Here is a 26563-nt window from a genome sequence, read left to right as displayed (position 1 = left end):
GCCTCCCCGGCGCGGTCGCCGTGCCGGCCGCCCCGCTCATACGGCCCGCCGCCCGCCCGGCGCGGTGGCGGCGGCCGTGCGCCGCCGGTAGACCACGTACGGGCGTACGAGGTAGCCGACCGGCGCGCTCCACACATGGACGAGCCGGGTGAACGGCCAGGCGGCGAAGAGCAGACAGGCGGTGAGCGCGTGGAGCTGGAACAGCAGCGGGGCCCCGGCGATCGCCCCGGGCTCGGGGGAGAGGGTGAACAGCCCCCGGAACCACACCGAGACGGTGGAGCGGTAGTCGTAACCGGCGCCGAAGACGTTGTGGGCGGCGGTGGCGGTGATGCCGAGCAGCACGGTCGCCGACAGCAGCGGGAAGAGGACCTTGTCGCTGCGGTCGGTGCGGAGCCGGATCCGGCGGCTCAGCAGCCGGCGGGCGCACAGCATGCCGAGCCCGGTGACCATGGCGACCCCGGCGACCGAACCCGCCCACACGGCGACGGTGTGGTACGTGTGCTCGTCGACGCCGGCGGCCTCGGTCCACGAGGCCGGCACCGCGAGACCGGCCACGTGTCCGCCGATCACCATGAACGCGCCGAGGTGGAACAGCGGGCTGCCCCAGCGCAGCCACCGGTGCTCCAGGAGCTGGCTGGTGCGCGAGGTCCAGCCGAACTGGTCCTGGCGGTAGCGCCAGACGTGCCCGACGGCGAACACCGCGAGGCAGACGTAGGGGACGGCGACCCAGAGGAGCAGGTCGGCTGCGGAGGTGTTCATCAGTGCTCTTCCTGACGGTGCGCGGTGGACGGCGGCACGAGGGTGGGCGGAGCCTGCCCGGGCGGGACGAACGAGCCCGGCGGCGCGAACTCACCGGCTCCGTAAGCCCCGTACGGATCGATCCCGACGTCCTCGTTCGGCGGGCCCTCGGCGGCCAGTTCGGCCACCGCCCGCAGATCGGCCTCGGTGGGCGGCGGCAACAGCGCGGTCAGCGCCGCCAGGACGTGCCGGTAGGGGGAGTCCGCGTCGGTCAGGGCACGGTGGATCAGTTCGATGCCGCGCCGGTGCTGGCGCAGCGGGGCCTCGCCCCGGCCGGGGCCGGTCAGGGCGGCGAACTCGAGGACGACCGGGAGGTGGTCGGGGAGTTCGCCGCCGTCGGTGTCCCAGCCGGCCGCGCGGTACCGCTGGGCGAGGGTGAGCAGGGCCATGCCGCGGCGGCGGGTGTCGCCGTGCAGGTAGTAGGTGAGGTAGAGGCTGCTCCTGCGGCGCAGGTCGAACATCTCGACGTAGTGCCGCTCCAGGGCGTCGGTCTCCTGCCCGGTGAACCAGGCGGTGAACTCGGCCAGGTGCCCGGCCGCCGGTGAGGGCGGCAGCGCCCCGACGGTGGCGGCGAGCACCGGCCGGGCGGCGGCGAGACCGGCGTCGGGGTACTGCAGCAGCAGCGACGTCAGCCGCAGCAGCAGCGCCCGTCGCTCCGTCTCCTCGGGGGTGAGCGGCGCGGTGCGGGAGGTCCTGTCCGGGCGGCTCAGGGCGGCCCGGACGCGGGTGCGGACGATCCCGGGCACAGTGGCGGGCAGGGGGGTCACGGGTGGCCTCCGGCGGGGGTGTCGGTGGTGCGGCGGCGCAGGGTGGGGATGCCGAGCATCACGCGGCGGCCGTCGCCGGCCCCCGGCTCGTCGGCGGTCTCGACGGGGCAGCGGTTCTCCATCGCGGAGAGCGCCGCCGCGTCCTCCTTGTGCGCGGCGGGGACGACGTAGCGGTCCTCGTACTTGGCGACGGCGAGCAGCCGGTGCAGGTCCTCGGCCTCCTGTCCGGTGAGGCCGACGGCCCTGAGCACGGTCTCGTCGCCCTCCTCGCCGAGGGTGCGCTCACGCATGTACGAGCGGAGCGCGGTGAGCTTCATCAGGACCCCGCCGACCACATCGGTGTCCCCGGCGGTGAACAGCTCCGCCAGGTACTCCAGCGGGATGCGCAGCCGGGTGACGGCGGCGAACACGTGGTCGGGGTCGTCCTGGTCGCCGCCGGCCGCGTCGACGGCGTCGAGGACGGGGGAGAGCGGCGGCACGTACCAGACCATCGGCAGCGTGCGGTACTCCGGGTGCAGCGGCAGCGCCACCTTGTACTTCGACACCAGGGCGTACACCGGGGAGCGGCGGGCGGCGTCCAGCCAGTCCTCGGGAATGCCCGACTCCCTCGCGGCGGCGACGACTTCGGGGTCGAAGGGGTCCAGGAACACGTTCCGCTGGGCGTCCAGCAGGTCCTTCTCGTCGGGCGTGGCCGCCGCCTCGCCGACCCGGTCGGCGTCGTACAGCAACAGACCGAGGTAGCGCAGCCGGCCCACGCAGGTCTCGGAGCAGACGGTGGGCTGCCCGGCCTCGATGCGCGGGAAGCAGAACGTGCACTTCTCCGCCTTGCCGGTGGCGTGGTTGACGTACACCTTCTTGTACGGGCACGCCGTCACGCACATCCGCCAGCCGCGGCACTTGTCCTGGTCGACCAGGACGATGCCGTCCTCCACCCGCTTGTACATCGCGCCGGACGGACAGGCCGACACACAGGCCGGGTTGAGGCAGTGCTCGCACAGCCGGGGGAGGTGGAAGAGGAAGGTCTGCTCGAACTCGAACCTGACCTTCTCCGCCCACTCGCCCGACAGGTTGGGGTCGGCGCCGGCGTTCTCCGGGGCGCCACCGAGGCCGTCCTCCCAGTTGGCGCCCCAGGTGATGGCGGTGGGCTTGCCGGTGAGGACGGAACGGGGCCGGGCGACGGGCATGTCGGGCCCGGCGGGGGCGCTGATGAGGTTGTCGTAGTCGTAGGTGACCGGCTCGTAGTAGTCCTCCAGGGACGGCAGGTCGGGGTTGGAGAACAGCGACAGCAGCCGCCTTACCCGGCCGCCGGAGCGCAGGACCAGGCGTCCGCGCCGGTCGAGCGTCCAGCCGCCCTTCCACTGCTCCTGGTCCTCGTAGCGGCGGGGGTAGCCGACACCGGGCTTGGTCTCGACGTTGTTGAACCAGGCGTACTCGACACCGGTGCGGTTGGTCCACGTCTGCTTGCAGGTGACCGAGCAGGTGTGGCACCCGATGCACTTGTCGAGGTTCATCACCATCGCGATCTGGGCCATCACGCGTCCGACAGTGGCTTCGCCACGGGGCATCTCAGTACTCCACTTGCTGGCCGCGGCGACGGATGACGGTGACCTCGTCACGCTGGTTGCCGGTCGGGCCGTAGTAGTTGAAGGCGTAGGTGAACTGCGCGTAGCCGCCGGCGAGATGGGTCGGCTTGAGCAGCAGGCGGGTCAGCGAGTTGTGCATGCCGCCGCGCTTGCCGCTGATCTCCGTCTTCGGCACGTTCATGTTGCGGTCCTGGGCGTGGTACATGTACACGGTCCCCTCGGGCATCCGGTGGGTGACCACGGCCCGGCAGGCGACGACACCGTTGCGGTTGTACGCCTCGATCCACTCGTTGTCCTTGACGCCGATCTTCTCGGCGTCCTCCAGGGACATCCAGATGACCGGGCCGCCGCGGGACAGGTCGAGCATGTACTTGTTGTCCTGGTAGTTGGAGTGGATGGACCACTTCGAGTGCGGGGTCAGGTAGCGGACCGTGACCTCGGCCCGCCCGTCCTCGTGCAGCTGCTCGTCGCCGTACGCCCGCCGGGCGTTCAACGGCGGCCGGAACACGGGGAGTTGCTCGCCGAGCTCGGTCGTCCAGTCGTGCTGGACGAAGAAGTGCTGGCGGCCGGTGAGGGTGTGCCAGGGCTTCTTGTGCTCGGTGTTGATGACGAACGGGGAGTAGCGGCGCCCACCGGTCTCCGAGCCCGACCACTCGTAGGAGGTCATCACCGAGCGCGGCTGGGTGCGGGTGTCGGCGAAGGTGATCCGCTCGGCCTCGCGTTCGGCGGCGAGTTCCACCAGGCCCTCGCTGCCGGTCTGCCGCTCCAGCTCGCGGAAGCCCTCGGTGGCCAGCCGGCCGTTGGTGGTGCCGGACAGGGCCAGGATCGCCTCGCACATGTCGGAGGCGCCGGCCAGCGACGGCCGGCCGGCGGCCACACCGCCACGGACGGTCCCGCAACGCCTGCGCAGGTCCTCGATCTCCCGGTCGGGGTGGACGGTGACGCCCTTGGTGGTGGTGCCCAGGGTGTCGAGCAGCGGGCCGATGGCGCGCATCTTCTGCGCGACGGCCGCGTAGTCCCGCTCGACGACCACCAGCCTGGGCATGGTGCGCCCGGGGACCGGCTCGCACTCGCCGGCCCTCCAGTCCCGCACCACCCCGCCGGGCTGGGCGAGTTCGTCGGGGGTGTCGTGCGTCAGCGGCACCGCCAGGACGTCGGTGCGCGTCCCCAGGTGCTCGGCCGCCAGGTCGCTGAACCGGTCGGCGATGGTGAGGAAGGCGTCGTAGTCGGTACGGGCCTGCCAGGGCGGGGCGATGGCCGGGGTGAAGGCGTGCACGAAGGGGTGCATGTCCGTGCTGGACAGGTCGTCCTTCTCGTACCAGGTCGCGGCCGGCAGGACGACGTCGGAGAGCAGACCGGTGGAGGTCATCCGGAAGTCCATGGTGACCAGCAGGTCGAGCTTGCCCTCGGGCGCCTCGTCCCGCCAGACCACCTCCCGCGGGCGCCCTTGTGGTGGGGTCTCCCCGGAGCGGACGTCCGCGTCCGTGCCCAGCAGATGGCGCAGGAAGTACTCGTTGCCCTTGCCGGACGAACCCAGCAGGTTCGCCCGCCACACCGTCAGCACGCGCGGGAAGTTGGCCGGGTCGTCGGGGTCCTCGACGGCGAACCGCAGCCGCCCCGACTTCAGCTCGTCCACGATGTGCTCGGCGACCGGACGCCCTTGCTCCGCCGCCTCGTCCGCCAGGTCGAGGGGGTTGCGGCCGAAGCCGGGGTGGCCGGGCGTCCAGCCCAGCCGCACGGCCTGCGCCAGGCAGTCGGCGAACGTCCTGCCGGCGAGCTTCCCCTTCCCCACCGGGGAGGCCAGCTCGTCGGCCCCGAACGCCTCGTACCGCCACTGGTCGGAGTTCATGTACCAGTAGGAGGTGCCGGTCATGTGCCGGGTCGGCCGCTGCCAGTCGAAGGCGAACGCCAGGTGCTGGAAGCCGGTGAGCGGACGCACCTTCTCCTGGCCGACGTAGTGGGCCCAGCCGCCGCCGTTGACGCCCTGGCAGCCGGTCATGGTGGTCAGTGCCAGGAACGCCCGGTAGATGGTGTCGGAGTGGAACCAGTGGTTGGTGCCGGCCCCCAGAGCGATCATGGAACGGCCGTTCGTGCGCTCGGCGTTGCGGGCGAACTCCCGTGCGATCCGGGCCGCCTGCCGCGCCGGCACGGACGTGATCGTCTCCTGCCAGGCCGGGGTGTACGGCTCGGCGGCGTCGTCGTACGAGGACGGCCAGCGGCCCGGCAGACCCGGCCGCTCCACCCCGTACTGGGCCAGCATCAGGTCGAAGACGGTGGTGACCCGGCGCCCGCCGACGGTGCGGACCGGTACCCCGCGGACCATGGTCGTACCGCCCTCGGTGGCGCCCTCGTCGAAGCGGGGCAGCGTGACCTCGGCCGTCTCCCCGGTCCGCTCCAGCAGGGTCAGTTCGGGGGTCACCTCGCCGAGGTCGAGGTTCCAGCGGCCCTGCTCGCCCTTGGCCCAGCGGAAGCCGAGCGAGCCGTTCGGCACGACCGGCCCGCCCGTGGCCGCGTCGATCAGGACGGTCTTGGCGCCGGCGTTCTCCTCCTCGTGGCCGAGGTCGGCCGCGGTCAGGAACCCGTCCGGGACGAGACCGCCGTCCGCGTGCTCGCGCAGGGTGATCAGGAACGGCGCGTCGGTGAACGTGCGCAGGTAGTCCCGGAAGTAGGGCACCTCGCGGTCGACGAGGAACTCCTTCAGGACGACGTGGCCCATGGCCATCGCCAGCGCGCCGTCGGTGCCCGGGTGCGGGGACATCCACTCGTCGGCGTGCTTGACGTTGTCGGCGTAGTCGGGGCTGACCGCGACGACCTTGGTGCCGTTGTAGCGGGACTCGGTGAGGAAGTGCGCGTCGGGCGTGCGGGTGACCGGGATGTTGGAACCCCACATGATGAGGTAGCCGGCGTTCCACCAGTCCGCCGCCTCCGGCACGTCCGTCTGGTCGCCGAAGACCTGCGGGGAGGCGACCGGCAGATCGGCGTACCAGTCGTAGAACGACAGCAGGGTGCCGCCGATCAGCGACATGAACCGGGAACCGGCCGCGAAGGACGCCATCGACATCGCCGGGATCGGGGAGAAACCGGTGACGCGGTCCGGGCCGTACTCCTTGACGGTGTGCACATGGGCGGCGGCGACCAGCTCGGCCACCTCGTCCCAGTCGGCCCGCACCAGTCCGCCCTTGCCGCGCGCCCGCTTGTAGGCGCGGGCCTTCGCCGGGTCACCGGTGATCTCCGCCCACGCCGCCACCGGGTCACCGAGCCGTTTGCGGGCCTCGCGCCACAGCTTCAGCAGCGCACCGCGCACATACGGGTAGCGGACCCGGCCGGGCGAGTACGTGTACCAGGAGAACGACGCCCCGCGCGGGCAGCCGCGCGGCTCGTACTCGGGGCAGTCGGTGCCGATCGACGGATAGTCGGTGGCCTGGTGCTCCCAGGTGATGATGCCGTCCTTGACGTACACCATCCAGGAGCAGGAACCGGTGCAGTTGACGCCGTGGGTGGAGCGCACCACCTTGTCGTGGGACCAGCGGTCCCGGTAGAACCCCTCCCACTTCGGGTCGCCCGCACCGAACACCGCGCGCCCGTCGGACGAGACCTCACGGCGGTTCAGCAGTCTGCGCGCGGCCAGCGGCCAGGCCCCCGGTACGGGCTTCTGTCCCCGGCGTGCGCTCTGATCGTTCTCCATGGTCAGGAACCTAGGTTTCCGCCGGGGCGCCGGCCTTGGGCCGAACGGCCCCGGTCCCGCGTCCTACCGGCCCGGTCCCCGGCCCTCCGCCGGGACCCAGGGCCCCGGCGGACCGGGTCAGGCGTACAGGTCCGTGCTCGGATACCGCTCCCCGGTGTCGGGCAGCACGACCACGACCAGTGCGCCCCGGTGCCGCGGGTACCGGGCGACGGTGGTGGCGGCGTGCAGGGCGGCGCCGCCCGAGACACCGACGAGGACGCCCTCGTGGCGGGCCGGCCCGCGGGCCGCCTCCTGGGCCCGGGGCAGGGAGACGCGGCACACCTCGTCGTGGACTGCGGTGTCCAGGGCGTCGGGGACGAAGCCGGCGCCGAGCCCCTGGACGCGGTGCGGGCCGGACGGTCGCCGGGCCGTTCGGGCGGCGCGGTCGCCGCGGAGAGGGACCATCGGCCCACCCGGTCGGGACCGGTCGGCCGGGGTGCCGGCCCGGCCCGGTGCACGAGGCTGGTGCCGACCGATCCGGAGGTATCCCGTGCACCACCGCCACCAGCATCCGTGCGGATGTGTCCCCCGCAATTTCCCGTCGCGGGTGCTGCGTGCGGCACGGACCGGTCACAGTCCGGCCGCCCGGCCCGTCGTCTGCCACGACTCCCGGGCGGCCGGACGAACACGGACCACGACCTGGGCGCGGGGAACCCGATGAGCGGCGCCCGCGCGATCCGCCGGCAGCACCAGGACGTCACCGACCGGCCGTTCATCGTCATCTGGGAATCCACCCGCGCCTGCCCGCTGGCCTGTCTGCACTGCCGGGCCGAGGCCGTACCGGACCGCGATCCGCGCGAGCTGGACACGGCCGCGGCCAAGGACCTCCTGGCCCAGGTCGCCGCGTTCGGGCAGCCCGCCCCGCTGTTCGTGATCACCGGCGGCGACCCGTTCCAGCGCCCCGACCTCAACGAGCTGATCGCCCACGGCAAGGAGGCCGGCGTCCGCGTCGCCGTGTCGCCGTCCGGCACCCCGACGCTCACCCCCGAGCGGCTGCGGGAGGTGCACGAGGCCGGCGCCGTCGGACTCTCCCTCAGCCTGGACGGCTCCACCGCCGAACTGCACGACGGCTTCCGCGGGGTGCCCGGCGTGTACGGCTGGACGCTCGACGCGTGGGACGCCGCCCGCGCCATGGGCATGAAGGTGCAGATCAACACCACCGTCGCCCGGCACAACCTGTACGACCTGCCGGACGTCGTCCGTCTCGTCCGCGACCACGGGGCGATGCTGTGGAGCGCCTTCTTCCTGGTGCCCACCGGACGCGGCCGGCAGCTCGGCGAACTCACCCCCGCCGAGACCGAGGACGTACTCAACTTCGTGTACGACGTCGGCCTCACCGTGCCCGCCAAGACCACCGAGGCCCACCACTTCCGCCGGGTGGCGATCCAGCGCGAGATCCTCGCCCGGGCCGGCGACGACCATGCGGAGGTGCTGGGACTCGGCCCGCTCTACCGGGAGTTGCGGGAACGCTCCGCCCGGCTCGGCCTGGACGCCGGGGGACGGCGGGCCCGGCGCCCGCCGCTGGACGTCAACGCCGCCCGCGGCTTCGTCTTCGTGTCCCACACCGGCACCGTGCACCCCAGCGGATTCCTCCCCCTGGGCGCCGGCAGCGTGCGCACCCGCCCCCTGACCGAGATCTACCGCTCCTCGGAGCTGTTCACCGGCCTGCGGGACCCCGACCGGCTGGGCGGACGGTGCGGGAAGTGCGAGTTCCGCCGGGTCTGCGGAGGCTCGCGGTCCCGCGCGTACGGCGTCACCGGCGACCCGTACGCCGAGGAGCCCTGGTGCGGCTACCGGCCGGGGTCCTTCACCCGCCGGCCCGATCTGGCGGCGGCCCTTCTCGGCACACTCCCGGTCACCGAGGAGCGGCGTGAGCGGTGACCATGACGGCCCCTCCCGGCGGCCCGCCCTGCTGGGCACCGCGGCCGGAGCGGCCCTGACCGCGCTGGCCGTGCTCGCCGCCAACAGCGGCGGGGACACGGACGGGCCGGACACCGCGAGCGGCACCGCCGTCACCCGCACCGTCGAGGTCACCCTGGACGGCATGCGCGTGCGCCCCGCCCGCATCGACGTCACCGAAGGGACCGTCCTGCGCCTGAAGGTCACCAGCACCGACGAGCTGCGCCACGACCTCAAGGTCGAGAACGGCCCCGCCACCCCGCTGCTCGCCCAGGGGCAGAGCCGCACCCTCGACCTCGGGCCGGTCACCGAGGACCGCGAGGCCTGGTGCACCCTGCCGGGGCACCGCGCGGCCGGCATGACCCTGGACATCGTCGTCCGCGAGACGGCCGCCGCCGAGAGCCACGACGGCCACGGCGGACACTCCTCCGACGGCACGGGCCTCGACCTCGGCGCGGACTTCTCCCGGGACTGGCGGCCGCGCACGGCCGACCTCGCCCCCGCACCGGAGGGACGGATCCACAAGCTGGAACTGCGCGCCACCCGCACCACGGCCGAGGTCGCCCCCGGCGTCGAACAGCAGATGTGGACCTTCGGCGGCACCGCGCCCGGCCCCACCCTGCGCGGCAAGGTCGGCGACGTCTTCGAGATCACCCTGGTCAACGACGACGAAACCATGGGCCACGGCATCGACTTCCACGCCGGATCCCTCGCCCCCGACCGGCCCATGCGCACCCTTGGACCCGGCGAACGCCTCGTCCACCGCTTCCGCGCGGAGAAGGCCGGGGCCTGGCTGTACCACTGCGGCACCGCCCCCATGCTCCAGCACATCGGCAACGGCATGTACGGCGCCGTCGTCATCGACCCGCCCGGCCTGGAGGAGGTGGACCACGAGTACCTCCTGGTCTCCTCCGAGCTCTACCTCGGCACCCCCGGCAGCACCGCCCAGGTGACCAGGATGCGCGAGGGCACCCCCGACGCCTGGGTCTTCAACGGCGTCGCCGCCCAGTACGCGAAGCGGCCCCTGACCGTGAGGGCCGGGGAACGGGCCCGGTTCTGGGTGGTCGACGCCGGGCCGGCCGACCCGGTGGCCTTCCACATCGTCGGAACCGTCTTCGACACGGTGTACAAGGAAGGCGCCCACCTGCTGACACCGGACCGGCCCGGCGGGGCGCAGGTGCTGGACCTGGCCCCGGGTCAGGGCGGCTTCGTCGAGACCACGTTCCCCGGGGCCGGGCACTACTCCTTCGTCGACCACGACATGCGGCACGCCGAGGCCGGGGCGCACGGCACCGTGGAGGTGAGCCGGTAGTGGACACCGTAGGACCCTGGTCCCTGGTGCGCTTCGCGCACGTGGCGGGCGCCGCGCTGTGGGTCGGTGGACAGCTCGCCCTGTCCCTGGTCGTCCTGCCGCTCGCCAGGCGCCTGCTCGCCCCCGACGCCAAGGACCGCTTCACCGCCGAGGCGGGACGCCGGTTCGGGATGCTCACCGGTGCCCTGTTCCTGCCGGTGCAGCTCGGCACGGGCATCGCCATGGCCTGGCACAGGGGCGTCACCTGGGCCTCCCTCGCCGAACCCGGCTACGGTCGCACCCTGGCCGCCAAACTCGCCCTGTTCGTCCTGGTGACGGCCGCCGCGGCCGGCCACGGCATCGCGCACGCGAGACACCGCGCCGACCTGGCCCGCGCCCTCGCGGTCGTCTCCCTCGTCGGCTCCCTGGGCGTCGTCCTCCTCGCCACCGCCCTGCCGGCCACCTGAACGCTCCGCCGGCGGTACGGCGATGTGCCGTCGGTCGTCCGCGGCGCCGTCGTGGCCGGTCGTGCCCACGCGGCGGCAGCCGCACGCCGGTACGGTCCCGCGCCCCTTCAGGGCGCCGCCGGACCCGTCCGGGCGCCCCGCGCCGGGGACCCCGGGGCCCCTCGGCGCGGGGCGAGGGGCCGCCCGGCCCATCGCACCGCCCCCGGCAGCGGCGCAGGGTGGAGGAGTACGGGCCGTACTCCTCCACACCGGAGGTTCCCCGGACAGCGAGGAGCCACTGTGCAGACCAAGGAGATGGACGCCACCGCCCTGGAGACGCTGCTGGCCGCGGCGGTGGCGGCGCCTTCGATCCACAACACCCAGCCCTGGCGCTTCGGCTTCGACCTGGGCACCCGGGCGGTCACGGTCCACGCCGACCGCAGCCGGGCCCTGGCGCTGGCCGACCCGCACGGACGCGCCCTGCACCTGTCCGCCGGCTCGGCCGTCCTCAACCTGCGGGTCGCCGCCGCCCACCTGGGCTGGGAGCCCGTACCGCACCTACTGCCGGACCCCCGCGATCCGGAACTGCTGGCCGCCGTGCAGCTGACCGTCACCGCGGACCCCCCGCCGGCCCACCGCGCCCTGTACCCGGCCGTGGCACGGCGCCACTCCAGCCGGATGCCGTTCACCGGCCGCCCGGTACCCGAACCGGTCGTCGCCGACATGACCGCCGCCGCGCGGGCCGAGGGCGCCCACCTGTACGTCCCGGACATCCTCCAGACCCGCCGCCTGCTGCGGGTGACGTCGGCGGCCGAGCTGCGCAACGCCACGGACGAGGCCCGTACCGCCGAGAGCCGGGCCTGGGTCGCCCCGCCCGGGGCGGGCCCGTACGGCATACCGCTCACCGCCGCCCGCCCGCTGGACGCCGCGGGACGCATGCCGATGCGGGACTTCACCGGCTGGGTGCCCGTGCCGGGGCGGTCACGGATGCGTTTCGAGCGGCACGCCCAGGTCGCCCTGCTGTGGACCGTCGGCGACCGGCCGCGGGACTGGCTCGCGGCCGGTCAGGCCCTGGAACGCGCGCTGCTGGTGGCCACCGCGCACGGGGTACGGACCTCACTGCTCCACCAGGCCATGGAGTGGCCGGACCTGCGCGAGGCGATGCGGGTCCCCGGCACCCGGTGGTGCCGCCCGCAGGTGCTGATCCGCTTCGGCTACGGCCCCGAGGCGCAGGGCACCCCGCGCGCCGCGGCCCGTCCGGACGGCCGAACGGCCGGTGCCGCCCGCCTTTCGGACCCCGATCCGGGGACCGACGGGCCCCGGTGACGAGGACCGACGGCCCACCCGTTCACCGCCCTCCGCCGCCGATAGTGAGGGTGGGACACCGGGACACAGTCCGGGACCCGCGGCGCCGACTGATCCGGGCCGCACCGCGAACAGGGAGGACGGACGGCATGCTCCAGCCGTCGAGCAAGTCGAATCGGGCACCGGAACCCGGTGCCGCCGTGACCGGCCGGGCCTGGCTGATGCTGGCCCTGGCCACGGCCGGGTTCGCCCTCAACTTCTGGGCCTGGGCACTGCTCAGCCCCCTCGCCCCCCGGCTGCAGGACTCCTTGGACCTGTCGTCGTTCCAGCAGTCGCTGCTGGTGGCGGTCCCCGTCGTGGTCGGCTCCCTGGGCCGCATCCCGGTCGGCGCGCTCACCGACCGGTTCGGCGGACGGGTGATGTTCCCGCTGGTCTCGGTGGCCACCATCGTGCCCGTGCTCTACCTGGGACTGGCCGGGCACTCCTCGCTCGCCGCGCTGCTGATCGGTGGTTTCTTCCTCGGTATCGGCGGCACCTCCTTCGCCGTCGGTGTGCCGTTCGTCAGCGCCTGGTTCCCGCCCGAGCGCCGGGGCCTGGCCATCGGCGTCTTCGGCGCCGGCATGGGCGGCACCGCGATCAGCGCCCTCACCACGGTCAAGCTGGTCGACGCCCACGGGATGGCCAACCCCTTCCTGATCACCTCCGCGGCGCTCGCCGTGTACGCGGTGGTCGCCGCCCTGCTGCTGCGCGACGCCCCCGGACGCACCGTGCCGACCGAGCCGCTGGCCCGCCGGCTGACCGCGACCTTCAAGCTGGGCGTCACCTGGCAGGCGTCCGCCCTGTACGCGGTGGCCTTCGGCGGCTACGTCGCCTTCTCGGTCTACCTGCCGACCTACCTGAAGACCGGCTACGGTCTCACCCAGGCCGACGCGGCCAACCGGATGGCGGGATTCGTGCTGCTGGCCGTGGCCATGCGGCCGATCGGCGGCTGGCTGTCGGACCGCGTCGGTCCGGTACGGGTGCTCACCGGCTCACTGGCCCTGGTGGTCGCCGGCGCGCTCGCCCAGTCCTTCACCCCCTCCCTGGCCCCCGTCGGCACCATCGCCTTCCTGGCCATGGCCGCGGCGCTGGGCGCCGGAAGCGGCGCCGTCTTCGCCCTCGTGGCGCTGCTGGCCCCGGCGAACAAGGTCGGCTCGGTCACCGGCGTCGTGGGTGCGGCCGGCGGCCTCGGCGGTTTCCTGCCGCCGCTGGTCATGGGCGCCCTGCACGGCGCGTACGGCTCCTACGCCCTGGGTCTGGTGCTGCTGGCCCTGGTGTCCGCGGCGGCCCTGGCCTACACCGCGACCGGGGTACGCCGCGGGGCCACCCGACGGGGCCACGCCGTCCACTCGAACTGACCGTCACCATCCTTCGAGGAGCCCCCACCATGTGCGAGTACTGCGGCTGCCAGTCCCTGACCGCGATCGACGACCTCACCCGCGAGCACGACGCGGTGGTGGACCTGATCAGCCACGTCCGGGACGCCCACCGGGCGGGTGACATCGACCTGACGGCCCGGCTGGCCCGGCGGATCGGTGCCGTACTGGAGCCCCACACCCAGGTCGAGGAGCACGGGCTGTTCCCCGCCCTCGCCGACGACTTCCCCGGGCAGATGGCCGCGCTCGAGGCGGAACACCGCCGCATCGAGGCCGTGCTGGGGGAGGCCGCGAACGGCACACCGCGGGACGCCGCCTGGCCGGACCGGCTGATCCGGGCGCTCGACCTGCTGCGCGAGCACATCCTCAAGGAGCAGGACGGTGTCTTCCCGGCCGCCCTGGCGACCCTGTCGACCGAGCAGTGGGAGGAGATCGAGGCGGTGCGCGCCCGGGTCGGCACGCGCATGGAGCAGGCGGCGGGCTGAGACCCCTCCCGTGTCCCGGCCGGACACCCGTCCGGCCGGGGCACAGGCGTGTGGTGGCCTGCCGGATCAGTCGCGGGCGACCTGGGGAGCGATGTCCTCGGTGTAACCGCGGGCCGGTGCGGTGGGCTTGGCGGCCGTACCGGAGCCGCAGAACGAGGCGTCCAGCGTGGCGCCGAGCGTGGCGTTCACGGTCCCGTTGTTGGAGGTGTTCGCCAGGGAGGTCATGCTGCGGGTGCCGTCGCCGGTGGTGAAGGCGTAGGTGTAGTAGCCCTGGACGGTGCCGGTGTGGCCGTAGACGGTGGTGCCGCAGGAGAGGGTGCGGGCCCTGAGGCCCAGCCCGTAGGACTGCTTCCCGTCCGCGGTCACCGGGACCATGGTGGTCATCTCCTCCAGCTGCTCGGCGGGCAGGAGCCTGCCGGACAGCAGCGCGGAGAAGAAGCGGTTGAGGTCCTTGCCGTCGGAGACGACCGCGCCCGCGGACTGGGCCCAGGAGACGGTCTGTTCGGTGGAGTCGACCAGCGGCAGCGTGGTGTCGTCCGGGCGGAGGTAACCGCGGGCGTAGGAGCCGGAGAGGGTCGTGCGCGGATGGACGTACGAGGTGTTCCGCAGCCGCAGGGGAGCGAAGATGCGCTGCTTGTACTGGGTGGCGACCGGGGTGCCGGTGAGGTGTTCGATCATCTGCCCCAGCACGACGAAGTTGGTGTTGGAGTAGCTGTAGGCGGCGCCCGGCGTGTTGTTCAGGGGGCGCGCGGTCGACAGGCCGATGAGCTCCTGGTAGGTGAAGACCTTGTTCCGGACCGCCTCGAAACCCGGGACGGTGTCGTAGAACATGTCGTTGGTGTAGTCGTACAGGCCGCTGCGGTGGCTGAGCAGGTGCCGCACGGTGATGCGGTCGTCGGGCAGCGGTTCGGGCAGGTAGCGGTTGGCCGGGGCGTCGAGGTCGACGCGTCCCTCGGCGGCGAGTTGCAGCAGTACCACCGCGGTGAAGGTCTTGCTGACGCTGCCCACGCGGAACCGGCGGCCGGTGTCCATCGCCGTGTGGGCGCCGGTGTCGGCCTCCCCGGTGGCGACGCGGTAGGTGGTGAAGCCCTCGTCGATCCGGGTGAGCGCTCCGGGAGCGCCCTGGGAGAGAGCCGTGTCGTGCACCGTGCGCACGGCGGTGAGGTCGGGGGCGGGCAGGGAGGAACCGTCCGCGAGGGCCGGAGCGGCCCCCAGGGTGACGAGCAGGGTGGAGCCGGCGAGCACCAGGCTCACATCTTTGATCCGCATCCGCGTCTTTCCTGATGGTGGGGGAACCGGAGGGCGCCCACGCCCTCCGGATCGGCCCAACTTCCGTTGCTCGCAGGGAAGTCGGAGAAGTCACCGGCGGCCGGGGCGGCACCTGGGGCATCGTAGTGCACCATCGGCCGCCCGCCGGGCATCAGGAACCCGGTCACCACATCCATGACACTGAGTGCTCAGAACACTGTGATGCCGGGGATGTTGCGGGCCCACTCCCTTTCGTGCCGGGCGGACCCGCAACCGCGGGAGGATCAGGAGCGCTTGGCGCGGTACAGGCCCCGGCCGCTGCGCCGGATGCGGGAGGTGCCGACGAGGCGGTCGAGGGTGCTGCGGACCGCGTTGATGCTCCCGCTGTCGGTGTCACGGCCGAGGGCCGCCGCCACCTCGCGGGCCCGTACGTCGACGTCCCCCACCGCGGCGAGGTAGTCGAGGATCTGCTCGGTGAGCCGGCCGTACTTCTTCTGCCCGTCCGTGCCCGCGTCGGCGGGTGCGTCCGCCCGGAGCGCCGGCGCCTGCTGCGGCTCGGCCGCGCCGGCCGGGGCGGGGTCGCGCATCAGGACCCGGAGGGCGCCGAGAGCCCGCTGAACGGAGTCCAGGTGGGCCACGACGGCGGCCAGTTCCCGCTCCAGGGCCTGCTTCTGCGTCTGCAGGCGGTCCAGGTCCTCCTGGAGGCTTTCAGCGGTGACCTCGATGTTGTGCTCCGCGCGGGCTCCAGAGACCATGTGTCCCCCTCGTCCTCGGCCTTCCCACCACATCTTATCGCCGACGGCATCGGCACCGTTGCGGCACGGACGGGAGCGGCTGCGGGCACCGGGGACCATGTCAGCGTGTGTGGGCGGCCATCCAGTCGGCATAACGGGTGGGGGCGATACGGGCGTCGTCCTTGCCGGTGAGGACGTCCCCGCGGACGACACCGAACATGCCGGCGTCGTCGTCCCTGACAACCGTGTGACGGGTGTCGCCACGGGCCTCCAGGGTGACCCGGCCCAGTTCGTCGAGGGGAAGGACCTCGGGGCCCGCGATGTTGCGGATTCCCCCCAGCGGAGCGCCCGCGGCCACCGAGGCGACCGCGTCGGCCACGTCCTCGGCGGCGATGACCTGGACCGGGGTGCCGGGCAGACGAACGGTGTCCCCTTCGGTGGTCCAGGACAGGACCGCGTCCACGAACTCCATGAACTGGGTGGCACGCACGATGGAGTACGGGACCGGCCCGGCGGCCAGGAGTTCCTCCTGGAGGGCCTTCGCCCGGTAGTAGTCCAGCTCCGGCACCTGGTCCACACCGACGATGGAGAGGATGACGAAGTGACGCGCTCCGGCCTTCTCCGCGGCGGCCAGCAGCTTCTCCGTCGAGGTCCGGAAGAAAGCGGGTGAGGCCTCGTCGAAGGTGGGGGAGTTCGTCAGGTCGACGATCACGTCGGCGCCCGCGACGGCCTTCTCCAGCCCCTCACCGGTGAGCACGTCCACCCCGGTCGAGAGCGAGTGCGGCACCGCTTCGTGACCGGCGGCGTTCAGCTTCTCGACGACCTTCGACCCGATCAGTCCGGTACCGCCGAAGACTGCGATGTTCATGGCGTGCCCTTCCAGGAAGGAGCGACATGGTGTTCACGGCTTGTCCGGCAACATGTTAGTGCCACTGTTGCGGTCGGCAAGACGGAGCGCGCGCACGTGACGCCGAACGGCGGACCGTCCGGGTGACGGTCCGCCTCCTGTCCGGTCCTACTTGCTGAGCCAGAGGTCGGGGCCGAACACCTCGTAGTGGATGTCCTTCGGGCCGACCCCCTGGGTGAGGAGGTCACCGCGGACGCCCTGCATGAAGGGCAGCGGACCGCACAGGAACGCGCTGACACCCTCGGGCAGCGTCAGCCGGCTCACGTCGGCCCGGCCCTCGTGGGCGTGGGGGGCCACCGACTCGTCGGGCGTCTCGTACCACACGTGCAGCGTGGCGTTCGGGAGCCGGCCGACGAGTTCCTCCACCTCCGGACGGTGCGCGTGGTGGGCGGGGGAGCGGTCGGCGTGCAGGACGGTGACGTGACGCTCGGACGCGGTGTCGACCAGGTGGTCCAGCATCGACAGCATGGGCGTGACACCGATGCCGGCGGAGGCGAGCAGCAGCGGGCTGTCGCCCTCGGGGAGCACCAGGTCGCCGAAGGGCAGGGAGACCTTGAGGAGGTCACCCGGACGGGCGTGCGCGTGGAGCCAGGACGACACCTCTCCCTCGGGCGCCCGGCCGTCGGCGGAGCGCTCCCGCTTCACGGTGATCCGCCAGGTCTTGCGGCCCGGAGCGGAGGAGAGGCTGTACTGGCGTATCTGCTTCGCCCCGTCGGGGAGCTCGACCTGGACGCTGACGTACCGGCCGGGCGTGAACGGCTCGGTGGGACCGCCGTCGGGGCGGCGCAGTTCGAAGGAGGCCGCGTCGACCGACTCCTCGACGCGGTCGGCGATCTCCATGTCCCGCCAGACGGCCCCGTTCTCGACCCCCGCCCCGGCGTACAGCCGCGCCTCCATGGCGATCAGCGCGTTGGCCATGAGCCAGTACACCTCGTCCCAGGCGGCTCCCACCTCGGGGGTCACGGCGTCCCCGAGGACCTCACCGACGGCCCCCATCAGGTGCCGGCCCACGAGCGTGTACTGGTCGGCGGTGATGCCCAGGGAGGCGTGCTTGTGGGCGATGCGTCCGAGGACGGCGTCGGGACGCTCACCGGGCCGCTCCACCAGCGTGGTGGCGAAGGCCGCGACGGCGCCGGCGAGGGCCTCGCGCTGGGCGCCGTTGGCCTGGTTCGCACGGTTGAACAGGCTGCGCAGCAGATCCGGGCGCTCCTCGAACATCCGGCGGTAGAACAGTTCGGTGATGCTGCCGAGGGAGGCCCCGACGGCGGGCAGCGTGGCCCGGACGACGGGGATCGACTGGGTGGAGAGCATCCTCTGGCTCCTTAATCGGCACTGACGTGCTTCGTGGATCGCGCGCAGCAGCATGCTAGTTAATTGGCATCTCAGATTCCTATTTAAGAGAGTGTGATCTGTGCGACTCCCTCGCACGCGCCGCCGATGGGCAGCGGGGCGGGCAGCACGTCGAGGGCGTACGACGTGCTGCCCGTGTCGGTCCCCGGCCTCGTCCGCCGGTGCCGGGGTGGGTGCCTCAGCCGAACTGGCCGGGCTGGTAGTCGCCGGCGGGCTGCTGGTTGATGACGTTGATGCGGTTGTAGGCGTTGATGATCGCGATCAGTGAGATCAGCGCGGCGAGTTCGTCCTCGTCGAAGTACTTCGCGGCGTTCGCCCAGGCCTCGTCCGTGACACCGCCGGCGGCGTCCGCGATGCGGGTGCCCTGCTCGGCCAGCTCCAGGGCGGCGCGCTCGGCCTCGGTGAAGACCTTGGCCTCACGCCACGTGGCCACCAGGTTGAGGCGCTGCTGGGTCTCGCCCGCAGCGGTGGCGTCCTTGGTGTGCATGTCGGTGCAGAAGCCGCAGCCGTTGATCTGGCTGGCGCGGATCTTCACCAGTTCCTGGGTCGCGACCGGCAGCGTCGAGTCGTGCACCACCTTGTTCGCCGAGTTGATGTGTCTGAGCACCTTGCCGGCGAGCGCGTTGCCGAAGAGGTCGATGCGAGCGTCCATGGGGATCCATCCTCCGTAGTGCGGTTACACCCGGATGACCGGGAGGGTGTGGCTCCTCGTGACAGCAATCCGATGTGACGTGCGTCACCGCTCCGGCGTTCGCTGGTCCGGTCGACACGGTGGCGGACGGTGTCGGCCGGCCTGCCGCTTTCGGACGCTTGACGCTCCGGGGTGCTGAAAATATCTTTCAGCTTCGAGCTGATCACAAGAAGGAAAATTTCGAAGACGCGCCGCTCCCCTCACAGCAAGGCATGACCGCACCATGAGCGAAGAGAACAAGCATCACGCCACCGCTGCCGCCATCCTCCCCCTGGTCGGAGGCGCGGAGAACGTGACGTCGGTGGCCCACTGCATGACCCGTCTCAGGCTGGGACTGCACGACCGGTCCCTCGTACGGGACGAGCGGCTCAAGGCCCTTCCCGCGGTCATGGGCGTCGTCGAGGACGACACCTACCAGATCGTGCTGGGGCCGGGAGCGGTGGCGCGTGTCACCCCGGAGTTCGAGGCCCTCGTCGAGGCGGAGAAGGCCGAGGCCGCGACGGCGTCCCCCACCCCGGAGCGCGGGGGCGACCCCGTGACGGCCGAGGCGCTCGCCGAGCGGGGAGCGGCGCTCAGGGCGGAACGGAAGGCGAGGAACGCCACGCCGATCAAGCTGTTCCTGCGCCGCATCGCGAACATCTTCGTGCCGCTGATTCCCGCGCTTATCGGCTGCGGCATCATCGCCGGCCTGAACGGCCTGCTGGTCAACCTGCACTGGCTGCCGGGAATCACCCCGGCCCTGACCGCCATGGCGTCCGGGTTCATGGCCCTGATCGCCGTCTTCGTCGGCCACAACACGGCCAAGGAGTTCGGCGGTACGCCGATCCTGGGCGGTGCCGTCGCGTCGGTCATCGTCTACGCGGGAGTGGCGGACGTCGAGGCGTTCGGCCGGCACCTCTCACCGGGACAGGGCGGCGTACTCGGTGCCCTGGGTGCCGCGTGGCTCGGCGTGCACGTGGAGAAGTGGTGCCGGCGCCGGGTGCCCGAGGCTGTCGACGTCCTGGTGACGCCCACCGTCACCGTGCTCGTGGCCGGACTGGCGACCCTGTTCGGACTGATGTTCCTCGCCGGCGAGGTGTCCACCTGGATCGGCGACGCCGCCGACCGGCTGCTGTCCCACGGTGGCGCGGGCGCCGGGTTCCTCCTCGGGGGCCTCTTCCTGCCACTGGTCATGCTGGGCCTGCACCAGGCCCTGATCCCCGTCCACACGACCCTCATCGAGGGCGCCGGCTTCACCGTCCTGCTGCCGATCCTCGCGATGGCGGGCGCGGGACAGGTCGGTGCGGCGATCGCGGTCCACTGCCGGCTGCCGCACAACACCTCGATCCGGACGACCGTCAAGTCCGCGCTCTGGCCCGGCTTCCTCGGCGTCGGAGAGCCCCTCATCTACGGCGTGTCCCTCCCCCTGGGGCGTCCGTTCATCACCGCCTGCGCGGGCGGAGCCTTCGGCGGCGCGTTCGTCGGCCTCTTCAACCAGCTGGGCACGGACGTCGGTTCGACCGCGATCGGCCCCTCCGGGTGGGCACTGTTCCCCCTCCTCGACGGCAACCACGGCCTGGGGCGGACAGTCGCCGTCTACGCCGCCGGTCTGATCGTCGGTTACGCCACGGGCTTCCTCGCCACCTACTGCTTCGGCTTCACGAAGACCATGCTCACGGAACTCGACAAGCCGCCCGCCTCTCCGGCGGAGGACCGGCCCGCCCCCGCGGAACGGGCCGCCGAAAGGGTCTGACCCGGTCCCCGGTCCCCGGACGCCGTCCCGCCGGGGCCGGTACGACGGGGGATTCCGTACGACGCAGCCGGCGCGGACGCGCTTCGGACACGGAGGCCCGGCCGGTCCGGCACGGGCAGGTCCCGAAGAGCCCGGGACCCGCGTCCGGAGGCGGTTCAGCCGCTCAGGGACGCCACATAGGCAGACAGCTTGTCCGGGTTCATCACCCACATGATCCGGTCGATCCCGTCCGCCGACACGTCGACGGACAGCAGGGCCACGGCGTTCCCGCCGACGGAGACGAGCACGGCCGGCCGTCCGTTGGCCTCGACCCACCGGGTCCGCGCCGGCGGCCAGAACCGCGGCGCGAAGGCGGTGAGGTACTTGGAGACGTGGTCACGTCCCACGACCGGGATCTTCGACGCGCCCCGGATGCCCCCGCCGTCCGCGTAGCTGACGACGTCGGCGGCGAGGACCTTCTCCAGTACCGCCAGATCGCCCTTCTGCGCGGCGGCGAGGAACACCTCCAGCAGGCGCCGGTGCTCGGCGGGGCTGACGGGTTCCCTGCGCTCGGCGGCGAGGTGCTTGCGCGCACGGCTCACCAGTTGCCGTGTGTTGGCTTCACTGGTCTCCAGGATGTCCGCGACCTGCTTGTAGGGGTAGTCGAAGGCTTCCCGCAGCACATAGGCGCCCCGCTCCAGCGGGTTCAGCTTCTCGAGCAGGAGGAGAACCGCCAGTTCCAGCGCCTCGGCGCGCTCCGCGCCCAGCTGCGGGTCCTGACCGGTGCCGACCGGTTCGGGGAGCCACGGCCCGACGTAGGACTCCCGCCGCACCCGCGCGGACTGCGCGACGTTGATGGCCAGACGCGTGGTGATCGTGGTCAGGAAGGCCGCCGGCTCGTGGATGTCGCTGCGGTCGGTGTTCTGCCACCGCAGCCAGGTCTCCTGGAGGACGTCCTCGGCCTCCGCGGAACTGCCGAGCACGCGGTACGCGATCCCGAACAGCCGCGGACGTGCCGCGACGAAATCCCTCGTGGCCCGCTCGAGGGAATCGGTGTCGTCCCCGGTGCGCATGGTGGTCCCTTCCGGCTCCTGCGGAATCATGCTACAAGCCGGTTCGGCGGCGTGCGTCCGGGACGAGGGAGCCCGCACACCGTCATGGACCCGGGACGACACACCGTGTCACTCCGCGGCGTGCACGCCGACCCGGGACGGAAACGGACCCGTCACCGTGACCCGCCCCGTTCCGGAGCGGCGCCCGGCACCCCGGACCGGGCGCCCGCGACGGCGCGACCGCGCAGCGGTCCGCCTCGACAACGTCTCCACCGGAGCTGCGCCTTCGCGGCGGGTGCCGGACCCCGTTCCCGGGACACCCGGCGCGAGGCCGCGGCCGTCTGCGCGCCGCCGGCGAACTCGCGGGCCGCCCGCACCGGCTCGACCCGGCCGTCCGCCCCGACCGCACCACCGGCACGGTGCTCGCGCTCATCCGCGCGACGAGCCCGGCCGGGCCTCGCCGATCCGGTACAGGGCCGCGCCGTGGGCCGGCAGGCCGACGTGCGGGTGACGGCCGTCGTGCGGGGTGTCGGTACGGGTCCACAGTTCCCGCGCGTGGTCGTCCGGGCGGGCGCCGACGGAGCCGAGCGGGACGGCGAACCGGCGGGGAGCGTCGGCCAGGGAGAACACGGCGGCGTAGCGGGTGTGTCCGTCGGTGTCCCGGGCTGTCCACAGGACGAGGTCGTCCTCCCGCAGGGCCTCGCGGTTGTCCCGGCTGTTCCGGCTGTGGAAAAGGACCTCCGACGCCTCGTTGTTGGTGAGCAGTTCGACCGTCTCCCGCGGGCCGGTGGGCAGGTCGCCGCCCATCATCAGCGGTGACCGGGAGACCAGCCACAGCGTCAGCAGGCTGATCTGCTCCGCCCGGGTGAGCCGGCACAGCCGGTCCTCACCCCGTTCGGCGCGGATGCCGATACGGCCCAGGGACAGCATGTCGGCGTCCGCCCACCCCCGTTCGCCCTGCCGTGGTGCCCACCGGGCCACGCGGGCGAACCGGGCCTCGACGTCCTCCCAGCGGTCCCACAGGTCGTCGCAGACCCGCCACATCGTGGCGTTGTCCCGCAGGTGGTCCAGCCGGGCGAGGGACACCCGGGTCCCCGGGGGTGCCGTAGCAGTCCCAGCTGTTCCAGCCCATCGGCGGCCGCAGGTGACGTGCGGGGATCGGTCGTGCCGGTCGGGTCATGACGGGGCGTCCTCACGCAGACGTGTACGGGCGGGTGTTCCACGGCGGTGCCCGGGGAGATCCTGACAGGCCCCGACCGGGCGGTACGGTGCTGCGACGGCGGACGGAAGTCCCCACGGAACGCACTGTGCCGGTCCTGTCCCTACCTGACCTGGAGAAGGTGTGAAGCCCAGATCCCGACGTCCTGTCCGCGCCACCGCCGTACTCGCCACCGCGTTCGCCGCCGTCCTGCCGGCCATGGCCGCACCGGCCACGGCCGCCGGTGCTCCCGGAGCACACGCTCCCGCGGTGCCGCTGCGGGTGGCGACGTACAACATTCACGCCGGGGCCGGCCAGGACCAGGTCTTCGACCTGGACCGCACCGCGGCGGCCCTGCGCGACCTGCGCGCCGACGTGATCGGCCTCCAGGAGGTCGACGTCCACTGGGGTGCCCGGAGCGACTTCGCCGACGAGGCACGCGCACTGGCCGAGAAGCTGGACATGCGGGTGTTCTTCGCACCGATCTACGACCTGGACCCGGCCGACCGGGACGGAGAGCGGCGGCGGTTCGGCGTCGCAGTGCTGAGCCGCCACCCGGTGCTCGCCGCCGAGAACCACGAGATCACCCGGCTCTCCACCCAGACACCCGATCCGGTACCGGCCCCGGCGCCCGGCTTCGCCGAGGTGGTGGTCGATGTGCGGGGCACCCACGTGCACGTCTACACCACGCACCTGGACCACCGGGCCGACCCGTCGGTCCGCGAGGCCCAGGTGGCGGACATGCTCGGCGTGCTGGCCGCCGACCGCGGACCGAAGGTCCTGGTCGGCGACTTCAACGCCGAGGCGACGGCCCCCGAGTTGGCGCCGCTGTGGGAGCGACTGCGGGACGCCGCCCCCGACGCCGGCGGAACGTACCCGGCGATCGACCCGGTCAAGCGCATCGACCTGATCACCGTCTCGTCCGGCATCCGCGTGACCGGCGCCCGTACGGTGGCGACGGAGGCGTCGGACCACCGGCCCGTGGTCACGGACCTGAGGGTCCGCCGACGCGGCCACTGAACCGGTCACCGGCGGGCCCGCTCACCCGCCCTGGAGGCGTTGCAGGTCGGAGGGGCGGACCTGGATGGCCACCAGGGCGATCAGCGCGGCGAGCACGGCGAAGATCGCCGCCATGACGAAGGCCGCCGAGACACCGGAGGTGAGGACCTCGTCGGCCCAGGGCGCCGGCAGCTCCCCGGTGCGCTGGAAGCGCAGACGCTCGGCGGGGGTCGCCTGCCGCAGGAAGAGCGGAACCTGTTTCTCCGCCTCGTTGCCGCTCGCCGTACCGAACACCGTGACCAGAATGGACAGACCGAGCGAACCGCCGACCTGCTGGGTGGCGTTGAGGAGGCCGGAGGCCGCGCCGCTCTCCCGCACGGGCACGCCCGACAGCGCCATCAGCGTCAGCGACACGAACTCCATGCCCATGCCGAGGCTGAAGACCAGCATCGGCCCGAGGACGCTGCCCGCGTAGGTGGAGTGGACGTCGGTCAGCGTCAGCCAGCCCAGGCCCGCCGCCGCGAGCACACCACCCCCGACCATGAAGGGCTTGGGGCCGTACACGGGCAGGAACCGCGAGGCCAGTCCGGCGCCGATCGCGATGACCGCGCTGACCGGCAGGAAGGCGAGTCCGGCCCGCAGGGGACTGAAGCCCAGCACATCCTGCACGAAGAGCGTCAGGAAGAAGAACATGCCGAACATCGCCGCGGCCAGGCACAACATGATGCCGTACGTGCCCGCGCGGTTCCGGTCGGCGAACATGTGCAGCGGGGTGATCGGCTGCCGCGACCTTCTCTCGACCAGGACGAACCCGGCGAGGACGAGGACGGCCGCGCCGAACGAGGCCAGGGTGAGCGGGTCCCGCCAGCCGTCCTGCGCGGCCCTGATGAACCCGTAGACCAGCAGCACCATGCCGACGGTGGAGGTCAGTGCGCCGGTGACGTCGAAGTGGCCCGGGTGGCGTTCGGACTTCCTGATCCAGCGTGGTGCGGCGAGGGCGATGAGCAGCCCGATCGGGACGTTGACGAAGAGCACCCACCGCCAGTTCAGCCACTCGACGAGCATGCCCCCGGCGAGCAGCCCGATCGCGCCGCCGCCCGCCGACACCGCGGCGAAGACCCCGAAGGCCCGGTTGCGTTCCGGCCCTTCACGGAAGGTCGTACTGATCAGGGCGAGGGCCGTCGGGGAGGCGATGGCGCCTCCCACGCCCTGGAGGGCGCGCGCGGCGAGGAGTTGGCCGGAGTTCTGGGCGAGCCCGCCGAGCAGCGAGGCCAGCGCGAAGAGCAGCACGCCGACGACGAAGACGCGCCGTCTGCCGAGGATGTCGCCGGTCCGGCCGCCGAGCAGCAGCAGACCGCCGAAGGTGAGGGTGTAGGCGTTGACCACCCACGACAGGCTGGTGGTGGAGAAGCCGAGGGAACGCTGGATGTGCGGTAGCGCGATGTTCACGATGGTGATGTCCAGCACCACCATCAGCTGACACGACGCGATGACCAGCAGCGCCATCACGTTTCCACCGCCGCCGGTGTCCTGGGCGGCGTTCTGCGGTGCGGAGGCCGGTCGCGGACTGCTTCTGGTCATGCAGGGTCACCCTTTCGGGGGTCCACCGTTCGACCGTACGCGCACGTCCTCCCGCCTACATCTCGATCACCGCGGCAGTCGGTGGCGGTGGGTGAACGCCGCTTCACCGGGCTGCTCGGCGGTGAGCATTTCGCGGTCCCCGACGTCCCGGGCCGCCCGGACCGGAGCGGGGCTCCCGCGATGCGGCGGTCCGGCTTCCAGCCTGCCGCTCCGGTCTCCGCGAGCCACCGGCGGGGCAGGGCGAACCGCGCCGCTCGCCGGGTCAACTGCCTGTCATCGGCACGTATCACGGCGTTCGACGTACAGGCGGGCGTCCTTCCTGCCGGTCCACTCCAGCCGTACGACACCGGGCACGGCGGCGTCGGCGACGCGCTCCGGGTCCTTCCAGTGGCCCTGGGCCGGGTTCCGGAAGAACGTCGCCCACAGGCCGCCCCTGTGGTCCTCGAAGAAGTTGTTGTGACCGGCGCCGACACCCGCGGTCCACCGCTCGGAGTACGGGCCCTCGAAGCTGTCCGAGACGGCGACGACGGCGTCGTACTGGTACTGCACGCGGTCCGCCCCGGGCGGGTCGTAGGCGTTGCGCGTGCTTCCGTAGGCATCGACCGACGTGCGGTCCCACGCGGCGTGGACCAGGTAGTACTTGCCCTTGTACTTGAACACGTACGCGCCCTCGAGGTACGGCTCGGGGGAGTAGGGCGTCTGCTGGCACCTCGGGAGGCCCGTCGTCGTGACGATGCCCTCCATGTCGTCCCGGAACTTGGCGTAGAGGTCGTTGTGCAGCACGAGCCACGCGTCGTCGCCCTCGCTGTGGAGGCCGCCGTCGATGTGGTGGTAGGCGCCGGGCTCGATGAAGCTCGGTCCTCCGATGAACGATTCGCCGAACGGCTTCTCCAGGTTCCCCTCGACCAGCCGGTACGGACCTTCGACGCCGCCCTCGCTCACCAGCATGAACGAGCCCACCTTGCGGGAGTGGTCGCCCATGCACGCGACGATGTACCAGCGGCCCTGGAAGTGGTGCACCTCCGGGGCCCACGCGTTGCCGCGCTTGCCGAAGCGGTCGTCGTGCCAGTACTCCTGCCAGGGTGCGACGACCGTGCGGCCGGGCCGGTTCTCCCCGGCGAACTCCGGCGACCACACCTTGCCCTTCTCGGCGTCCGGCCGTACGCCGGTGGTGTCGGCCAGTCTCCACGGCCCCTCGAGCGAGTGCGCCACCCACACGAAGATGCCGTCGTTCCACGGGCCGGCCGCGTTCAGCCCGGGTACCCGGGTGGTGCCCGTGGCGACGTAGACCGGGCGGCCGTCGACGACGAAGCAGTTGACGTAGGTGAGGTGGTGCCGCAGGCGCGCTTCGGTGCGGGGACGAGGCATAGCGCGTCGTC

At 72.4% G+C, this 26563-nt stretch carries 22 protein-coding genes; 8 read left to right on the top strand and 14 right to left on the bottom strand.

The genetic code is table 11. The features are described 5' to 3' along the window. Nucleotides 1-36 precede the first annotated feature (36 nt). From narI to ACFV5H_RS04225, 5 genes are all read right to left on the bottom strand, one after another. Entirely contained in the window at nt 37-759 is a 723-nt protein-coding gene (gene narI / locus ACFV5H_RS04245) for a respiratory nitrate reductase subunit gamma (protein WP_385192724.1), read from the bottom strand. Further along, nucleotides 759-1565 (bottom strand): nitrate reductase molybdenum cofactor assembly chaperone, encoded by an 807-nt coding sequence (narJ, locus tag ACFV5H_RS04240; RefSeq protein ID WP_385192722.1) that lies wholly within the window; start codon nt 1563-1565, stop codon nt 759-761. Before narJ ends, narI begins: the two co-directional genes overlap by 1 nt. Further along, nucleotides 1562-3130, bottom strand: a complete 1569-nt coding sequence (gene narH, locus ACFV5H_RS04235; protein WP_385192720.1) for a nitrate reductase subunit beta — start codon at nt 3128-3130, stop codon at nt 1562-1564. The genes narJ and narH overlap by 4 nt, the downstream gene beginning before the upstream one ends. Before the next feature lies 1 nt (nt 3131). Beyond that, entirely contained in the window at nt 3132-6833 is a 3702-nt protein-coding gene (locus ACFV5H_RS04230) for a nitrate reductase subunit alpha (protein WP_385192717.1), read from the bottom strand. Nucleotides 6834-6950: 117 nt separating this feature from the next. Then, a complete protein-coding gene (locus ACFV5H_RS04225; RefSeq protein WP_385192715.1) occupies nt 6951-7277 on the bottom strand; it encodes a pyridoxal-phosphate dependent enzyme in 327 nt (108 codons plus the stop codon). Between the two features lie 252 nt (nt 7278-7529). Here ACFV5H_RS04225 and ACFV5H_RS04220 point away from each other — a divergent pair, with 252 nt between their 5' ends. From ACFV5H_RS04220 to ACFV5H_RS04195, 6 genes are all read left to right on the top strand, one after another. Then, nucleotides 7530-8753, top strand: a complete 1224-nt coding sequence (locus ACFV5H_RS04220) for a TIGR04053 family radical SAM/SPASM domain-containing protein (RefSeq protein WP_385192712.1) — start codon at nt 7530-7532, stop codon at nt 8751-8753. After that, nucleotides 8743-10083: a multicopper oxidase domain-containing protein gene (locus tag ACFV5H_RS04215; RefSeq protein WP_385192710.1), complete on the top strand. Its 1341-nt coding sequence runs from the start codon at nt 8743-8745 to the stop codon at nt 10081-10083. The genes ACFV5H_RS04220 and ACFV5H_RS04215 overlap by 11 nt, the downstream gene beginning before the upstream one ends. After that, nucleotides 10083-10529 (top strand): hypothetical protein, encoded by a 447-nt coding sequence (locus ACFV5H_RS04210; RefSeq protein ID WP_385192707.1) that lies wholly within the window; start codon nt 10083-10085, stop codon nt 10527-10529. Before ACFV5H_RS04215 ends, ACFV5H_RS04210 begins: the two co-directional genes overlap by 1 nt. Before the next feature lie 279 nt (nt 10530-10808). Further along, the gene (locus ACFV5H_RS04205; protein WP_385192705.1) at nt 10809-11834 is read left to right on the top strand and encodes an Acg family FMN-binding oxidoreductase; all 1026 of its coding nucleotides are present in this window, start codon (nt 10809-10811) and stop codon (nt 11832-11834) included. 128 nt (nt 11835-11962) lie between these two features. Next, complete coding sequence (locus ACFV5H_RS04200; RefSeq protein ID WP_385049717.1) at nt 11963-13210, top strand: MFS transporter; 1248 nt, start codon at nt 11963-11965, stop codon at nt 13208-13210. A gap of 29 nt (nt 13211-13239) precedes the next feature. Next, nucleotides 13240-13713 (top strand): hemerythrin domain-containing protein, encoded by a 474-nt coding sequence (locus tag ACFV5H_RS04195; protein WP_385192703.1) that lies wholly within the window; start codon nt 13240-13242, stop codon nt 13711-13713. A gap of 66 nt (nt 13714-13779) precedes the next feature. On the opposite strand, the gene ACFV5H_RS04190 is transcribed toward ACFV5H_RS04195, so the two are convergent. The 5 genes from ACFV5H_RS04190 to ACFV5H_RS04170 all read right to left on the bottom strand — a co-directional run bounded on the left by ACFV5H_RS04190 (nt 13780) and on the right by ACFV5H_RS04170 (nt 18604). Further along, nucleotides 13780-14982 carry a serine hydrolase domain-containing protein gene (locus tag ACFV5H_RS04190; protein WP_385192701.1) on the bottom strand — a complete coding sequence of 401 codons (1203 nt, stop codon included), beginning with the start codon at nt 14980-14982 and terminating at the stop codon, nt 13780-13782. 263 nt (nt 14983-15245) lie between these two features. Then, nucleotides 15246-15716 carry a hypothetical protein gene (locus tag ACFV5H_RS04185; RefSeq protein WP_385192698.1) on the bottom strand — a complete coding sequence of 157 codons (471 nt, stop codon included), beginning with the start codon at nt 15714-15716 and terminating at the stop codon, nt 15246-15248. Between the two features lie 100 nt (nt 15717-15816). Further along, entirely contained in the window at nt 15817-16563 is a 747-nt protein-coding gene (locus ACFV5H_RS04180; RefSeq protein ID WP_385192695.1) for an SDR family oxidoreductase, read from the bottom strand. A 147-nt stretch (nt 16564-16710) separates the two neighbouring features. Beyond that, entirely contained in the window at nt 16711-17913 is a 1203-nt protein-coding gene (locus ACFV5H_RS04175; protein ID WP_385192692.1) for a globin domain-containing protein, read from the bottom strand. 217 nt (nt 17914-18130) lie between these two features. Then, nucleotides 18131-18604: a carboxymuconolactone decarboxylase family protein gene (locus ACFV5H_RS04170; RefSeq protein ID WP_385049732.1), complete on the bottom strand. Its 474-nt coding sequence runs from the start codon at nt 18602-18604 to the stop codon at nt 18131-18133. A gap of 262 nt (nt 18605-18866) precedes the next feature. On the opposite strand from ACFV5H_RS04170, the gene ACFV5H_RS04165 reads away from it, so the two are divergent. Next, on the top strand, nt 18867-20375 hold the full coding sequence (locus ACFV5H_RS04165; protein ID WP_385192689.1) for a PTS transporter subunit EIIC: 1509 nt from the start codon (nt 18867-18869) through the stop codon (nt 20373-20375). A gap of 155 nt (nt 20376-20530) precedes the next feature. Here the strand turns inward: ACFV5H_RS04165 and ACFV5H_RS04160 are convergent, their stop codons facing one another. Next, complete coding sequence (locus ACFV5H_RS04160) at nt 20531-21427, bottom strand: RNA polymerase sigma-70 factor (RefSeq protein ID WP_385049737.1); 897 nt, start codon at nt 21425-21427, stop codon at nt 20531-20533. Between the two features lie 408 nt (nt 21428-21835). Further along, entirely contained in the window at nt 21836-22492 is a 657-nt protein-coding gene (locus ACFV5H_RS04155; RefSeq protein WP_385192687.1) for an alpha-galactosidase, read from the bottom strand. Between the two features lie 256 nt (nt 22493-22748). Between ACFV5H_RS04155 and ACFV5H_RS04150 the strand changes: the two genes are divergently transcribed. Continuing rightward, complete coding sequence (locus ACFV5H_RS04150) at nt 22749-23624, top strand: endonuclease/exonuclease/phosphatase family protein (protein WP_385192684.1); 876 nt, start codon at nt 22749-22751, stop codon at nt 23622-23624. A 21-nt stretch (nt 23625-23645) separates the two neighbouring features. Here the strand turns inward: ACFV5H_RS04150 and ACFV5H_RS04145 are convergent, their stop codons facing one another. Together ACFV5H_RS04145 and ACFV5H_RS04140 are read right to left on the bottom strand one after the other, a co-directional pair. Further along, nucleotides 23646-25184 carry an MFS transporter gene (locus ACFV5H_RS04145; protein ID WP_385049745.1) on the bottom strand — a complete coding sequence of 513 codons (1539 nt, stop codon included), beginning with the start codon at nt 25182-25184 and terminating at the stop codon, nt 23646-23648. A gap of 273 nt (nt 25185-25457) precedes the next feature. After that, nucleotides 25458-26552, bottom strand: coding sequence for a family 43 glycosylhydrolase (locus ACFV5H_RS04140; protein WP_385192682.1), 1095 nt, complete (start codon nt 26550-26552; stop codon nt 25458-25460). Between the last annotated feature and the right edge of the window lie 11 nt (nt 26553-26563).

The organism is Streptomyces sp. NPDC059787 (genome assembly GCF_042732315.1).
Classification (GTDB): domain Bacteria; phylum Actinomycetota; class Actinomycetes; order Streptomycetales; family Streptomycetaceae; genus Streptomyces; species Streptomyces atrovirens.
This window is presented reverse-complemented; position numbering and strand designations above follow the sequence as displayed.